We start from the raw sequence: 15,844 nt of genomic DNA on the forward strand, positions 1-15,844 counted from the left end.
CAGGTGATAACATAACAATTACCGGTGAGTTGATTACTCCTATTGCTATGGAAAAAGGAGTACGCTTTGCTATTCGTGAAGGTGGAAGAACCATTGCAGCCGGTGTTGTTACTGAAGTAGTTGAATAAATATAAGTAACCGAATAAAAATAAATATATTTAAAATAACAAGAAGAAATTAAGACTGGGCAAAAGTCCAGTCTTAATTGTTGAAGTAATAGATAATAAAAAAATAAATATAAATAATAGTTACTTATTTTAAAAGAAGATTGAATAACAATAAATATACATTATTTCTTGACAGTTATGCTAAAATATGTTAGATTAAATTTCGTTAATTTCTTCCGAATTATAAGGAGCGAATAATGAGGCAAAGGATAATATTAGCTTGTACAGAATGTGATAATCGTAATTATAATAAATATAAGAATAAAAAAAACACTTCAGGAAGAATTTCTTTAAAAAAGTACTGCAAGTTTTGTAAGAAACATACGGTGCATAAAGAGACCAAATAAAATTAATCTTATAAATATAAATACAGGAAAAATACAGGTCCGTAGCTCTAACGGGAGAGCACCGGACTCCAAATCCGGGGGTTGCAGGTTCAAATCCTGCCGGGCCTGCCATATAATTAAGATATATTAGGTAATTGGAAAAAACTAATATTTTTATTACAGAAAAAGGTGTTTTAATGAAATCAAACAATTTATTTCATAAGATAATAAATTTTATTAAAGAAGCAAGGGCAGAATTAAAAAAAGTTACATGGCCTAACAGAAAACAATTAGTAAGCAGTACCATTGTTGTTATGATTACCGTCGTTTTAGTGGCTATTTTTTTAGGTATAGTTGATTTAATTTTTTCCCGCGTTGTTACAATTATCTTGCAGTAAGCTATGGGTAAGCATAAAAATATAATCTTCTATAATTGGAGTGTGATGACTTATAATTAGAACTATTGAGGAAAAGAAATGGTATGTTGTTCATACCTATTCTGGTTATGAAAATAAAGTAAAAGCAAATCTTGAACAACGCGTTAAATCGATGGGAATGGAAGACCAAATATTTCAGGTTTTAATTCCAACTGAGAAAGTGTTAGAAACAAAATCGGGGAAAAAAAGGTATGTTCAAAAAAAAGTATTTCCCGGTTATGTAGTTGTTGAGATGAAAATGAATAATGAATCGTGGTATGCTGTAAGAAATACTCCTGGTGTTACCAGGTTTGTAGGTTCCGGAGGTAAACCAGTTGCTTTAAACAATAGTGAAATAAAAAATATACTAAAGCAAATGGGCAAGGGAGAAAAGAAACCAAAAATTGATTTAACCGTTGGTACAAGTGTGAATATTATTACCGGGCCTTTTACAGGGTATACCGGTAAAATTAGTGAAATTGATAATCAAAAGAGCAAATTAAAAGTTTTATTAACTATTTTTGGAAGAGAAACCTCGGTTGAATTAGAATTTACAGATGTGGAGAAATATTAAGAATAATCACATTTTTATTATGAAAGATTATTGTGAATGATAATATAAAAGCTTGATTATGATTTATTTACAACTTTTTGGCAGCACAAAAAATCATAAAAACGAGGCAAGAACAAGAAGAGGTATAAGATAAATGGCAAAAAAAATTATTGCAAATATAAAATTACAAATTCCGGCAGGAGCTGCAAATCCTGCACCACCGGTTGGTCCCGCATTAGGACAACATGGTTTAAATATCATGGAGTTTTGTAAAGCTTTTAATGCAAAGACAAAACAAGATATTGGTACGGTTATTCCCGTAATTATAACTGTTTATCAAGATCGTTCCTTTGATTTTATTTGTAAAAAACCACCTGTATCCTTTTTATTAAAAGAAGCAGCCAAGTTAGAGAAAGGCTCAGCTGAGCCTAATAAAACCAAAGTAGCCAAGATTAGTCGTGATGCAGTTAAACAAATTGCTGAAACTAAAATGCCAGATTTAAATGCTAATGATATAGAAGGTGCAATGAAGATTGTTGAGGGAACTGCCAGAAGTATGGGAATTGAAATAGAATAGTTATTTCAATAATTCAATATAATAGACTTTTTTAAAAGTAAATAGAGTGGGAGGATTTATTCCAATATAACCACCAGGAGGAAATAATGTCTAAAAAAAGAGGAAAAAAATTTAAAGAAATAAGTAATAACTATGACAAAACAAAATTATGTACTATTGAAGAGGCCGTAAAATTAGTCAAAGAACTAAGCTGGGTAAAATTTAATGAATCGGTAGATGTAGCAATACGTTTAGGGATAAATACCAAGCATTCAGAAGAACAAGTTAGAGGAGCGGTCGATCTTCCTCATGGTACCGGTAAGGATATTAAAGTTGTGGTTATCGCACAAGGAGAAAAAGTTAAAGAAGCAGAAGAGGCCGGTGCAGATTTTGTTGGTGGCGAAGACCTGGCAGAGAAAATCCAAAATGGATGGACTGATTTTGATGCTGCCATTGCTACTCCGGATATGATGAAAGTAGTTGGAAAGTTAGGACGGGTTTTAGGACCACGAGGGTTAATGCCAAACCCAAAAGTTGGAACAGTTACCTTTGATGTAAAAGAGGCAATTACCTCTGTTAAAAAAGGTAAAGTTGAATACCGGGCAGACCGTTTTGGAATAGTGCATTCAATGATTGGCAAGATAAATTTTGAAGACGAAAAGTTGATTGAGAATTTTAAAGCAATAATGGATGCCATTATTAAGGCTAAGCCTGCATCCTCAAAAGGGCGTTACCTGATAAGTGTTTCATTGTCTTCAACTATGGGTCCGGGTATCAGGCTTGATACTACAAAGCTTTTAGCATAAAATAACTAAAAATAAATAAATATTGATATTTCCTTAGACCGCAGGTATCAAAAAGATGATTTAAATGGTTCAACCGACCTGCCGAGGAGTTAAGATTATATAAATCCTTCCTTGACATTGTCTAAGGTAAGGATTTTTTATTATTAATATAATAAGAGAAAGGAGGAGTCTCATTGCCACTTAACAAGGAAGAAAAAAAGTTAGTTGTAGAAGAATTATGCGAAGAATTTAAAAAATCTTCAGGTATCGTCCTTACTGATTATAAAGGACTTGATGTTGAATTAATAAATAAAATCAGAAGCGACCTTAGGACAAACAATATCAGGTATAAAGTTTATAAAAACACTTTAATTAAGAGGGCTGCCAATGAAACAGGGTTTGGTAGTTTTGTAGGGGACTTATCAGGATGCACTGCTATTGCTTTTTCTGAAGATGAACCAATATTAGTGGTAAAATTGTTAAATCAATTTTACCAGCAAAATAAGGAAAAATTTAAACTTAAAAGAGCTCTAATAGAAGAAAAAATATTTTTTGAAGAGGAATTAGATAGAATTGCTAATTTACCTACAAAAGAGGAATTATTATCCAAAATGTTAGGTAATTTAAAATCACCTATTACCTCTTTTGTTTTTATTTTAAAATCCCCAATCTATGGACTGGTGAATGTACTGGAACAGATAAGAAAACAAAAGGAAAATACTGATAAGTAAAAATATTTATTCTATTATTAATATTTAAACACAACACAAAGATGAGAGGAGGTGAAAGAATTGGCAGAAAAGCAAGAAGAAAAAGTAGAAATAAAACAAGGTGATGAAAAAAAAGAAGCTTCTCAGAGCAAACCAGAAGAAAAAAAAGAAAAAAAAGCTACCGAAAGCAGCACTGTTAAAGATATTATAGAGAAAGTAGAAAACCTAACTGTTTTGGAATTAGCTGACCTGGTGAAAGCTCTAGAAGATAAATTTGGTGTGAGTGCAGCAGTTCCTGTTGCAGCACAGGCGGCAGCACCTGCCCAAGGAGGAAATGCTGCTCAAGAAGAAGAAAAGACTGAGTTTGATGTTATTCTAAAAGACGTGGGCGCAAATAAGATTAAGGTTATCAAAGAAGTTAGAGCAGCAACCGGACTTGGTTTAAAAGAATCTAAAGATCTCGTTGAAGGAGCACCAAAACCAGTAAAAGAAAAAATTGAGAAGAAAGATGCCGATGCTCTAAAAGAAAAATTGGAAGCTGTTGGCGCAACTGTAGAAATAAAATAATAATATATTTAAAGAGTAGTAATGTTAAATGTCATTTTTATAATGATTAATTATTATTCAGTTAAAATAGTAAGAAGATACCCTGAATAAATATTTTGGGTATCTTCTTGACTTTTTATTATTATAATGTTAACATATTAATTTGCATATTAATTTAAAAAGGTTGGTGCTAAAAGTGCAGAATAAAAAATTAAAAATAATAGATTATTCAAAAATAGATAGTTTTATTGACCCACCTCACTTTCTTGATATTCAGAAAAATTCTTATAAGAAATTTTTACAGGAAGATATCCCTGCAGAAAAAAGACAAAATATAGGTTTGCACAAAGTATTTAGAGATGTATTTCCTATTCAAGATTTTACCGGAAATCTGATATTAGATTATGTTCATTATTCAATAAAAGATAACAAATATTCCCCCCTTGAATGCTGGGAGAGAGGTAGTACGTATTCTGCACCGTTAGAAGTAAGAATTAGCCTGGTAAATAAAAAGACAGGAGAAATAAAAGAGCAGGATGTTTTTATGGGTGAAATACCCTTAATGACTGAAAGTGGAAGTTTTATTATAAACGGAGCTGAAAGAGTTATCGTAAACCAGCTTATACGGTCTCCCGGTATTTACTATGGTATCGATGAATCCGGTACTAATAAATCATTATACAATTATAGAATTATTCCTAACCGTGGTTCCTGGTTAGAATTTGGTTTTGATACCAACAATATGATCTATGTTCGTATTGATAAAAAAAGAAAAATACCAGCCACTGCCCTGTTGAGGGCGTTAGGTTACGAGAGAAATGAAGATATTATGGAATTATTTGATAATTGCGAGATTATTCAGGAAACATTATCAAAAGACAATACCCATAGCAAAAGAGAAGCACTAATTGAAATATTTAGAAAATTAAGACCAAGCGAACCTCCCACCGACAGAAATACTCGACAACTTTTAGATAGATTGCTTTTTGATTCGAAGAGGTATGACTTGGCTGATGTTGGACGTTACAAAGTAAACCAGAAATTAAGTATTCAGAATAGAATATTAGATAGAACAACCTCCAAAGCAGTAGTCGATCCGGAAACCGGACGAACTTTGGTTAAGAAAAATACTCTTATTAATCAAAAAATAGCTGAGACAATAAGAAAATCGAATATTGAAAAAGTATATGTATTTAATAATAATGATGAGGAAATCGCAGTTTATAATGAGAAAATTGATACCAATGTCCTCTTGATTGACACAGATGAAGGCAGGATTGATGATAAGAATATAGGATTACAGTTAGTCGAGGATATTATAAATCATAAGTCAGGGGAAATAATAGCACAAAGTGGTCAGATTTTGGATGAGGAACTACTTCTAAAGATTAGCGAAATTAAACCAGACGTTTTAGTAAAAAAGGGAAATGCTTTATGTAAAGATGATATTATAGCCTCATTGAGATATTTGGTTAATCTCCACTATGGTATTGGCTATATTGATGATATTGACCATTTGGGAAACAGAAGAGTTAAGACTGTCGGAGATTTATTATTAGATCAATTTTATATTGGTTTAATTAGAATGGAAAGAGTTATTAAAGAGAGAATGACTATTCAACCAGATTTATCGGCTGTTACCCCGCAGGCATTAATAAATATACGACCCCTGGTAGCTTCTATTAAGCAATTTTTTGGAAGCAGCCAGTTGTCACAATTTATGGACCAGACAAATCCACTTTCAGAAATAACTCATAAAAGAAGATTATCGGCGCTTGGTCCGGGAGGATTAACCAGAGAAAGAGCAGGATTTGAAGTACGGGATGTTCACTATAGTCATTATGGCAGAATATGTCCTATAGAAACACCTGAAGGACCTAATATAGGCTTGATCGGATCATTAAGTATTTACGGAAGAATAAATGATTTTGGCTTTATTGAGACACCTTATCGGAAAGTAGAAAATGGAAAACTTACAGATACAATTATCTATCTTACTGCTGACGAAGAAGATCAATATAAGATTGCGCAGATTAATGTAAATATAGATAAAAATAATAAAATTACACAGGAAGACGTTCCATGTCGATACAGGGATGATTATTTGACAGTATCCCCAAAAGAAGTTGACTTTATCGATATAGCACCAAACCAGATGGCAAGTATTTCAGCCAGTTTAATTCCTTTTCTGGAGCATGATGATGCAAACAGGGCCTTAATGGGAACAAATATGCAGAGACAGTCTGTCCCGGTAATTAAAACGGAAATGCCTTTTGTTATGACAGGAATAGAAGAAAGAGTAGCTAAGGATTCGGGTACTATAATTTTAGCAGAAGAAGAAGGTGTTGTAGAAAAAGTAACCGGTGAAAAGATTGTCATAAAGGGTGATAGTGGTAATAAAAAAGAGTATTTTTTAAAAAAATTCCACAGGTCTAACCAGGGAACCTGTATTAACCAGACACCAATTGTTTCTGAAGGACAAAAAGTAAGCAAAGATACACCAATTGCTGATGGGCCTAACACAGACCAGGGTGCATTATCTTTAGGTAGAAATGTATTAGTAGCTTATATGGCCTGGGAAGGATATAATTTTGAAGATGCAATAATTATCAGTGATAAACTGGTTCAGAATGATGTTTTTACATCCATACATATTAGTGAACATGAATGTGATGCAAGAGATACCAAGTTAGGCCCTGAAGAGATAACTGCTGATATCCCAAATATCGGAGAGAATAATTTAGCTAATCTGGATGAGGATGGAATCATAAGAATAGGGACAGAAGTTGAGTCGGGGGACATATTGGTAGGAAAAGTAACCCCAAAGGGTGAAACTGAATTAGGACCTGAAGAAAGATTGCTAAGGGCTATTTTTGGTGAAAAAGCAAGAGAAGTGAGGGATACGTCATTACGGGTACCTCATGGTGATAGAGGAAAAGTAATTGATGTTAAGGTTTTCTCCAGGGAAAATGGTGATGAAATAGCACCTGGTGTAAATAAAATGGTACGGGTTTTTATTGCCCAGAAACGGAAAGTTTCCGAGGGAGATAAAATTTCTGGTAGACATGGTAATAAAGGAGTTATTGCAAAAATACTTCCAGTTAATGATATGCCGTTTTTGCCGGATGGTACTCCTGTCGATGTTATTCTTAACCCACTTGGGGTTCCTTCTAGAATGAACGTAGGACAGATACTTGAAATACATTTGGGATGGGTTGCAAAAGAACTTGGAATAAATATTGTAACCCCGGTATTCAATGGTGCCAAAGAAGAAGACATAGCAAAAGCTTTAGTTGATGCAGGTTTGCCAAAAGATGGGAAAAGTATTTTATATGATGGAAGAACTGGGTTGCCTTTTGATCAAAAGGTTACAGTCGGTTACAGCTATATTCTAAAATTAATACATTTAGTTGATGATAAAATTCACGCCAGGTCAACCGGACCTTATTCCCTTGTTACCCAACAACCGCTGGGTGGAAAAGCACAATTTGGAGGGCAAAGATTTGGCGAGATGGAAGTATGGGCACTGGAAGGATATGGGGCTGCTTATAATTTGCAGGAAATGCTAACAATAAAATCAGATGATGTTGCAGGAAGAATAAAAACCTATGAATCAATTGTTAAGGGTGAAAATATACCGGTACCCGGTATACCAGAGTCTTTTAAAGTTTTGATAAGAGAGCTCAGGAGTCTTTGTTTAAATGTAAAAGTATTAGACCGGGACGGCAAAGAGATAGAAATAAAAGAAGATTTAGAAGTCAAAGACAGAATAGATCAAGATTTTATGGACCACTTAACATAAAACATCAAGAAATAATTTATAGAATTTACCGCATATAGTCTTGTTAGCTGGGTATATATTTTAATACGGGGAGGTAATGTGGTTGGATATTCCAGAAAGAATTAATTCAATTACTATAGGATTAGCTTCAAATGAAGAAATTCGTAAATGGTCATATGGGGAAGTAAAAAAACCAGAGACCATCAATTATAGAACTTTAAAGCCGGAAAAAGACGGATTGTTTTGCGAACGCATTTTTGGACCTGTTAAGGACTGGGAATGTAGTTGCGGGAAATATAAGAGAATAAGGTATAAAGGTGTAATCTGTGATCGTTGTGGAGTAGAAGTAACAAAATCAATTACTCGCAGAGAAAGGATGGGCCATATTGAATTAGCTTGTCCGGTTTCACACGTATGGTATTTTAAGGGAATTCCTAGTCCACTGGCGTTATTACTTAATATATCACCCAGAAATCTCGAAAAAATACTCTATTTTGCACCTGATAGAAGAAGAGAGCAAATGTACGGTGTAAAACAGAACGAGGATGAGGATAATTTATATGTCAGTGATGTTATTTTGGAAACAGAATATAAGATACATCAGATGTATAAACCTGATTTTAAAGCTGAACCAATATACCGGATTAACCAACATAAAAAATTTCCTTATAAAGTGGGAGATATTATAGATGCAGAAAAATTGTCGGAATTACAGGATATATATGGGAAAATATATTTTACTGTAGAGAAATTAATTTCTGATGAACACAATGAAGAAATTGAAGAAGATGATGTAGATTACGAAGATACTGATGAAAAAGATATTGAAGCAGGCAATGAAGACAAACAGACTCAGGAAGAGGAAATAGCACCTAACCAGAGTGACTTAGATAACAATGATAATTTAGATTCTTTAGAATATAAAATTATAGAAATTGAAGGATTAATAGTTGAAAGCAAATTAAAAGCATTATTAGAAAAGGATGAAGGTATTTCCAAAAGAACTACTATGGCAAAGCAGACAATGGAGGAATCCTGTTATATTGTAATTCGTCCCGGTAGTACAAACTTAAAAACAGGAGACATTTTACTTGAATCAGAACAAAGACTGTTTTCTAATTATGATCCCGAGTTTTATGCTGGAATAGGGGCAGAGGCAATAAAGAATCTACTTAAAGAAATCAACCTCGATTCTCTAAATATGGAAATAAGGGAAGAATTAAAACATTCGACAGGTCAAAAAGCTAAAAAGATGATTAAAAGGTTGCAGATTGTCGAAGCCTTTAGAAAAAGTCACTGTAAACCGGAATGGATGGTCATGGATGTGTTACCTGTAATTCCTCCTGATTTAAGACCTATGGTTCAGTTGGAAGGTGGCCGTTTTGCAACTTCTGATCTCAATGATTTATACAGGAGAGTTATCAATCGAAATAACAGACTAAAGAGATTATTAGAGTTAGGGGCACCTGACATAATAATTAAAAATGAAAAAAGAATGTTACAGGAAGCAGTTGATGCTCTTATTGACAATGGTCGCAGGGGACATGCTGTACTGGGTGCGGGAAACAGACCATTGAAATCCTTGAGCGATTTATTAGAAGGGAAAAAAGGACGTTTTAGACAAAATTTATTAGGTAAGAGAGTAGATTATTCCGGACGTTCTGTAATTGTTGCTGGTCCAAAGTTAAAATTACATCAGTGTGGGCTTCCTAAGAAAATGGCATTAGAGCTATTTAAACCTTTTGTAATGCACCACTTAGTCAAAAGAGAGTTTGCTCATAACATTAAGACTGCTAAAAAATTAGTTGAACAGGAATCACCCGAAGTTTGGAATATTTTAGAGGAAATTATTTCCGAACATCCGGTTTTGCTGAATCGTGCTCCTACTTTACATCGTCTTGGGATTCAGGTTTTTAAACCTGTATTGGTAGAAGGAAATGCAATACAGCTTCACCCTCTTTCCTGTCCGGCTTTTAATGCTGATTTTGATGGAGACCAGATGGCAGTTCATGTTCCATTATCAACCGAGGCGCAAACAGAAGCAGAAACTTTAATGTTGTCTTCTCATAATATTTTGTCCCCGGCCAATGGTGCACCGATAGCACTACCTGCACAGGACATAGTATTGGGATGCTACTATCTAACGATGAAGGAAAAGGGGCAAAAAGGGGAAGGTATGCTATTTGCATCTCCTGAAGAAGCAATGAGAGCTGAGGAAGAAGGATATGTAGATTTACATGCAAAAGTAAAAATAAGAGTAAAGGGTGATATAGAGGACACAACCATTGGACGAGTTATTTTTAATCAAGTATTACCGGAAGATATGAAATTTGTAGACTTAACTATAACTAAAAAATCACTTGCTAAAATTATTTCTTATATATACCGTCATTTTGGACAGGATGTAGCGGTCGAATGTCTTGACAATATTAAACAATTAGGCTTTCATTATGCCACTACATCAGGAATATCAATTGGTGTAGTAGATTTAGAAATACCTTCTGAGAAAGACAAGATAGTAGAAGAGGCTGAAAGAAAAGTTTCAAAAATAAAAGAACAATTCAACTATGGTTTAATAATGGATGAGGAGAGGGAAGAAAAAATTATAACTGCATGGACAGATGCAGCGAATAATGTCGTCAGTGCTATTTTAAGCAACTTAAGCAGTTTTAATCCTTTGTTTATGATGGCAGACTCCGGTGCCCGTGGTAGTAGAAGGCAAATTGGACAATTAGCAGGTATGAGAGGATTGATGGCGGACCCATCTGGTAAGATTATTGAATTTCCTATCAGATCAAACTTCAGAGAAGGATTATCATGTTTAGAATATTTTATCTCAACACACGGAGCCCGAAAAGGTCTTGCAGATACAGCGCTAAGAACTTCAAAGTCCGGTTATTTAACCCGAAGGCTGGTTGATGTTGCACAGGATGTAATAATTACTGAAGATGATTGTGGTACTACTGACGGAGTTGTGGTCACGGATATTCAGGAAGATGGAAATGTAATTGAGAAATTAGAAGAAAGAATTGTCGGCAGAACAGCACAAGAGGATGTAATCGATCAAAAGAAAGGTGAGATAATTGTTCATCGAGGTGATTCAATAGATGAAAAAATTGCCAAAAAAATAAGTGATGCTGGAATTAAGGAAGTAAATATACGCTCACCATTAACATGTTCATCGAAACAAGGTATTTGTGCAAAATGCTATGGTAAGGATGTGGCAACCGGAAAAGTTGTTACTATAGGAGAAGCAGTGGGGACTATTGCTGCTCAATCTATTGGTGAACCAGGCACTCAGTTAACCTTAAGAACATTTCATACTGGTGGAATTAAAATAACCGGAGAAGATATTACCCTTGGTTTGCCTAGAATTGAACAATTGTTCGAAGTCAGAAAACCAAAAAAACAAGCAGTAATAAGTGAAATTAATGGTTATGTGTATCAGTTAAAGAATGATCAGCAGGATGTTAGAAAAGAAGTAATAATAAAACCAGAAGATGAAAGCGAAACAATCAAGAATAAAGACAGTAAGAAAAAAATATATGTAATACCTCAAGATTTAAGAATAATTGTTGAAGAGGGGCAAAAAGTTACAGCCGGACAAAGAATGACAACAGGATTTATTGATCCTAATGATATCTTAAAAATACAAGGAATCAAAGCTGTACAAAAATATCTGTTGGAACAGGTACAAGAGGTTTATCGTTCACAAGGGGTTACTATCAATGATAAGCATATTGAAGTTATTGTCAGGCAGATAGCAAGATTAAATAAAATATATGTTAGATCTTCCAGGGATTCAGATTTACTCTCAGGGGAGCTAGTTTATGTTTCTGATTTTGAAAAGGCAAACAAGCAGGTTGCAAAGGAAAACGAAGAAATTCGCAGAAAAAACAGAGAATTATTATCAGATAAAAAATTAGTTAGTCCTGTTGTTGGGGCTAAGGGGGAAGTTGTAATAGAGAAAGACAACATCCTGGATGAAAATAATATTCGTAAAATAGAAAACGCAGAGTATCAGGGATTTGATATTATAGACGAACAAGGAAGAAAAAATCATATAATACAGGGGAAGATGAATTTTATTGAAAAAATTATAGACTATATATTTATTGATACAGCTTCCCGCCAAAACAAAGAATATATAGAAAATATCCATACTGATAATAATGATATTCTTGACGTAGGAAAGTTAATAGGAAACAAAATAACTAAGGATATTGCTATTAGAATGGTTAAACAGGGTATTCATCAAGTAAAAATTGGCAATCCCCAGGAAGTAGAGAAATTAAAAGGTAATGTGCTGGCTGAAGACATAAAAATGTCTGATAGTGATGAAGTGATAATTCATTCCAATAAAATTCTGGAAAAGGAAGACATTGATAGAATAGTAGAATTACAATGTGAGAAAATTGAAGTATGGAATAATATAAAAGAAATCAATATCAAGGAGAATCTGATTAGTTTTGTTAAAGAAGATGTTATAGGAAAAGCTTTAGGCGAAGATTTGAAAGACCCGGAATCTGATAATATTATTGCAGACAAGGCTCAACCGGTAAGTAAAAATATAATTAGAAAAGCATATTCTGCTGGAATTAGTGATATACCATTAGAAGATGGTCGTTTCTTCTCATTGGAGGGAAGAACACTAGAATATATTTATAATAATTTAGTTGGTAAAATTATTGCACAAGACATCCTTGACAAGAACACCAATGCCATTGTTGTTAAGGCAGGGGAAAAAATTACTAAAAAGAATGCAAATGTTATTTTCCAGCAAAATATTGAGACAATTAAATATAGAAGTGAAAATACCAAAAAAGAAACAGTATCATTGATTGAGGATATTGGTTATATGAGCAGAATAAAACTTCCAGCAGTAGGTATGCCTATAATACAGGGAATAACTCAGGCATCTCTTTCAACAGAAAGCTTTTTATCTGCGGCATCCTTCCAGAGGACTACTCATGTATTAACAAATGCATCAATAAAAGGGAAAATTGATAATCTTTACGGGTTAAAAGAAAATGTTATCATCGGAAGCATTATTCCTTCCGGAACTGGATTACCTCAATACCGGGATATTGAAATCACTTCACAATATGAAGAAGAACTAAACAAAGAAAAGCAAAGATATGAAGAAGAAATGAAAAAGAATAGAGAGTACGAGTATGAGAATGACTTTAATGTGTATGAGAGTGATGCTGAAAATAAATCATTCCCGGATGATACTAATAGGGAGATATAATTAAAAAAAGTTATTTAGACAATTAAATTATATTGACATAAAGTTATGATGCTGATAAAATGTGTAAGTATTTTCATTGGTAATATAGTATATTATATTATTAATTATAATAAATCACTAAAAAGAAAATAAAGATAATCAAAAAAAAGGTGGTTTTAAAATGCCAACAATTAATCAACTGGTAAGAAATAGCAGAAAAAGAGCAAGTAAAAAATCAGACACACCAGCCTTAAAAGGCTCTCCGCTAAAAAGAGGTGTTTGTACGCGTGTTTGGACTATTACACCTAAAAAGCCTAATTCTGCTTTAAGAAAAGTTGCTAGAGTGCGATTGACCAATAATATGGAGGTAACTGCTTATATTCCTGGTATTGGCCATAATTTACAGGAGCATTCTATTGTATTGTTAAGAGGCGGTAGAGTAAAGGACTTACCTGGAGTCAGGTATCACATAGTAAGAGGTGTGATGGATACAACTGGTGTAGATGGAAGATTACAGGGGCGCTCAAAATATGGAGCTACCAGGCCAAAAAAATAAGTTAGCAGATTTTAAAAAAAATATTAATTTAAACTTAAATGAGGTGGATTATAGATGTCCAGAAAAAGAAAAGCTACTAAGAATGAAATAAAAGAGGATCCTGTTTTTCAAGACAAGAGAGTAAGCAAGTTTATTAATCATATAATGTTAGATGGTAAAAAGAGTGTTTCTCAAAAAATATTTTATGATGCAATGGACATAATAAAGGAAAAGACCAAAAAGGATTCCCTTGATGTTTTTAATCAGGCGATGGAAAATGTGATGCCCGTATTAGAAGTAAAATCAAGAAGAGTTGGCGGAGCCAGCTACCAGGTACCTGTTGAGGTTTCACCTGACAGAAGAGTTACATTGGCTATGAGATGGATTATCAGTTTTACCAGAAGTAAGACAGGCAGACCATTTGCAGAACGATTAGCAAGCGAATTAATAGATGCTTCCCAGGGTACCGGTGTTTCAGTAAAGAAAAAAGAAGATACTCATAGAATGGCTGATGCAAACAAAGCGTTTGCCCATTATAAATGGTAAGATATTAATATTTTTACTTAGAATTTTAAATATTAAAGAAGATAAAAGAAAAAAATAAATAATTTAAGAATGAAAGAATGATTAAATAATGACAAATACTAATAATACTGACCTGCAGAAAGTAAGAAATATTGGAATAATGGCCCATATTGATGCCGGTAAGACTACTGTTACTGAAAGAATATTGTATTATACCGGAATATTACATAAAATGGGTGAAGTTCATGAAGGCTCTGCAACTATGGATTGGATGCCACAGGAAAAAGAGAGAGGGATAACTATAACTTCAGCAGTTACAACATCTTTTTGGAAGGGTTTTCAAATTAATATTATTGATACGCCAGGGCATGTAGACTTTACGGTAGAGGTGGAACGGTCACTACGTGTTCTTGATGGAGCTGTTGCGGTTTTCTGTGCTGTAGCGGGTGTTGAACCACAATCAGAGACGGTTTGGCATCAGGCAGATCACTACCATGTTCCCAGATTAGCGTTCATTAATAAAATGGATAGAACCGGTGCAGATTTTTATGGAACTATGAAAATGATTAAAGAAAAATTTTCTGTTACCCCTTTGGCAGTGCAAATTCCATGGGGAAAAGAGGGCGATTTTCAAGGGATTATTGATATAGTAAATATGCGCGCATATACATATATAAATGATGAACTTGGTGTCAATTATCTTACGGTTGATATACCGGAAGATTATTTAGAAGAGGCAAAAAAAGCTCGAAAGAAAATGCTTGAAATACTATCAGAAGAGGATGAATCCTTCTTAGAGGATTATATTTATGGAAATGACATTGCTGTTGAAAGGATACATAGTCTCATAAGAAAAGGGACAATTAACAACAGATTTGTTCCTATTTTATGCGGGGCAGCTTTAAAAAATAAAGGTATTCAGTTATTATTAAATGCGATTAACAGATATATGCCTTCTCCTCTGGAAGTTTTACCTGTTAAAGGTGAAGATCCAAATACAGGAGCTGAAATTCATAGAAAAACTGATGTAAATGAACCATTATCTTCACTGGTTTTTAAAGTTATGTCTGATCCCTTTTTTGGTAAGTTAAGTTTTGTTAGAGTTTATTCTGGTAGATTAACAAATGGTTCGTATGTTTTTAATTCTACGCAGGGTGTAAGAGAAAGAGTTAATAGGTTAGTGAAAGTCCATGCTGATCACAGGGAACAGGTAAATGAAATTACAGCTGGAAATTTAGGTGCCATTATCGGTTTAAAAAAATCAGGAACAGGGGATACCTTATGTGATGACAAATACCCGATTATATTGGAAAAAATGGAATTTCCGGAACCTGTTATATCTATTGCAATAGAACCGAAAAGTCAGGCTGATAAAGAAAAAATGGCAATTGCACTTGATAAAATGGCTGAAGAGGATCCAACTTTTAAACGTACTGTGAATAAAGATACCGGGCAAACAATTCTCTCAGGTATGGGAGAACTTCATCTTGAAATTATTGTTGACAGATTGCTGAGAGAATACAAAGTAGAAGGAAATGTAGGAGATCCGCAAGTAGCCTATAAAGAGACTATCAGGAAAAATACCAAATCTCAAGGGAAATTTATAAGACAAAGCGGAGGAAGAGGTCAGTACGGAGATGTAATTATTGAAATTGAACCAAACAAGGAAGAAGTATTTGAATTTGTTAACAAAACAGTAGGTGGCAGCGTTCCT

At 33.8% G+C, this 15,844-nt stretch carries 13 protein-coding genes, 1 tRNA gene and 1 other annotated feature; all 14 genes read left to right on the forward strand.

Features of this window, described 5'->3' with window-relative positions; translation table 11 throughout:
• Nucleotides 1-128: elongation factor Tu (gene tuf / locus PHQ99_05120; GenBank protein ID MDD4288950.1), on the forward strand; the 128-nt coding region annotated here is incomplete at its 5' end.
• 236 nt (nucleotides 129-364) lie between these two features.
• On the forward strand, nucleotides 365-514 hold the full coding sequence (gene rpmG / locus PHQ99_05125; GenBank protein ID MDD4288951.1) for a 50S ribosomal protein L33: 150 nt from the start codon (nucleotides 365-367) through the stop codon (nucleotides 512-514).
• A 35-nt stretch (nucleotides 515-549) separates the two neighbouring features.
• Nucleotides 550-625 (forward strand) — tRNA-Trp (locus tag PHQ99_05130).
• 65 nt (nucleotides 626-690) lie between these two features.
• Entirely contained in the window at nucleotides 691-891 is a 201-nt protein-coding gene (gene secE / locus PHQ99_05135) for a preprotein translocase subunit SecE (protein MDD4288952.1), read from the forward strand.
• A gap of 64 nt (nucleotides 892-955) precedes the next feature.
• Nucleotides 956-1,483: a transcription termination/antitermination protein NusG gene (gene nusG / locus PHQ99_05140; protein ID MDD4288953.1), complete on the forward strand. Its 528-nt coding sequence runs from the start codon at nucleotides 956-958 to the stop codon at nucleotides 1,481-1,483.
• Nucleotides 1,484-1,616: 133 nt separating this feature from the next.
• On the forward strand, nucleotides 1,617-2,039 hold the full coding sequence (gene rplK, locus PHQ99_05145) for a 50S ribosomal protein L11 (GenBank protein ID MDD4288954.1): 423 nt from the start codon (nucleotides 1,617-1,619) through the stop codon (nucleotides 2,037-2,039).
• A gap of 86 nt (nucleotides 2,040-2,125) precedes the next feature.
• Nucleotides 2,126-2,824: a 50S ribosomal protein L1 gene (gene rplA / locus PHQ99_05150; GenBank protein MDD4288955.1), complete on the forward strand. Its 699-nt coding sequence runs from the start codon at nucleotides 2,126-2,128 to the stop codon at nucleotides 2,822-2,824.
• A 13-nt stretch (nucleotides 2,825-2,837) separates the two neighbouring features.
• Nucleotides 2,838-2,972: a sequence feature (ribosomal protein L10 leader region), on the forward strand.
• A gap of 25 nt (nucleotides 2,973-2,997) precedes the next feature.
• Complete coding sequence (gene rplJ, locus PHQ99_05155; GenBank protein MDD4288956.1) at nucleotides 2,998-3,534, forward strand: 50S ribosomal protein L10; 537 nt, start codon at nucleotides 2,998-3,000, stop codon at nucleotides 3,532-3,534.
• 183 nt (nucleotides 3,535-3,717) lie between these two features.
• A complete protein-coding gene (rplL, locus tag PHQ99_05160; GenBank protein MDD4288957.1) occupies nucleotides 3,718-4,080 on the forward strand; it encodes a 50S ribosomal protein L7/L12 in 363 nt (120 codons plus the stop codon).
• 175 nt (nucleotides 4,081-4,255) lie between these two features.
• Nucleotides 4,256-7,861: a DNA-directed RNA polymerase subunit beta gene (gene rpoB, locus PHQ99_05165; GenBank protein MDD4288958.1), complete on the forward strand. Its 3,606-nt coding sequence runs from the start codon at nucleotides 4,256-4,258 to the stop codon at nucleotides 7,859-7,861.
• An 82-nt stretch (nucleotides 7,862-7,943) separates the two neighbouring features.
• Nucleotides 7,944-13,091, forward strand: a complete 5,148-nt coding sequence (gene rpoC / locus PHQ99_05170) for a DNA-directed RNA polymerase subunit beta' (GenBank protein MDD4288959.1) — start codon at nucleotides 7,944-7,946, stop codon at nucleotides 13,089-13,091.
• 160 nt (nucleotides 13,092-13,251) lie between these two features.
• The gene (gene rpsL / locus PHQ99_05175; protein MDD4288960.1) at nucleotides 13,252-13,626 is read left to right on the forward strand and encodes a 30S ribosomal protein S12; all 375 of its coding nucleotides are present in this window, start codon (nucleotides 13,252-13,254) and stop codon (nucleotides 13,624-13,626) included.
• A 54-nt stretch (nucleotides 13,627-13,680) separates the two neighbouring features.
• On the forward strand, nucleotides 13,681-14,151 hold the full coding sequence (rpsG, locus tag PHQ99_05180) for a 30S ribosomal protein S7 (GenBank protein MDD4288961.1): 471 nt from the start codon (nucleotides 13,681-13,683) through the stop codon (nucleotides 14,149-14,151).
• 88 nt (nucleotides 14,152-14,239) lie between these two features.
• Nucleotides 14,240-15,844: elongation factor G (gene fusA / locus PHQ99_05185; protein MDD4288962.1), on the forward strand; the 1,605-nt coding region annotated here is incomplete at its 3' end.

This window comes from Atribacterota bacterium, from assembly GCA_028703475.1.
Classification (GTDB): Bacteria; Atribacterota; Phoenicimicrobiia; order Phoenicimicrobiales; family Stramentimicrobiaceae; genus JAQVMU01.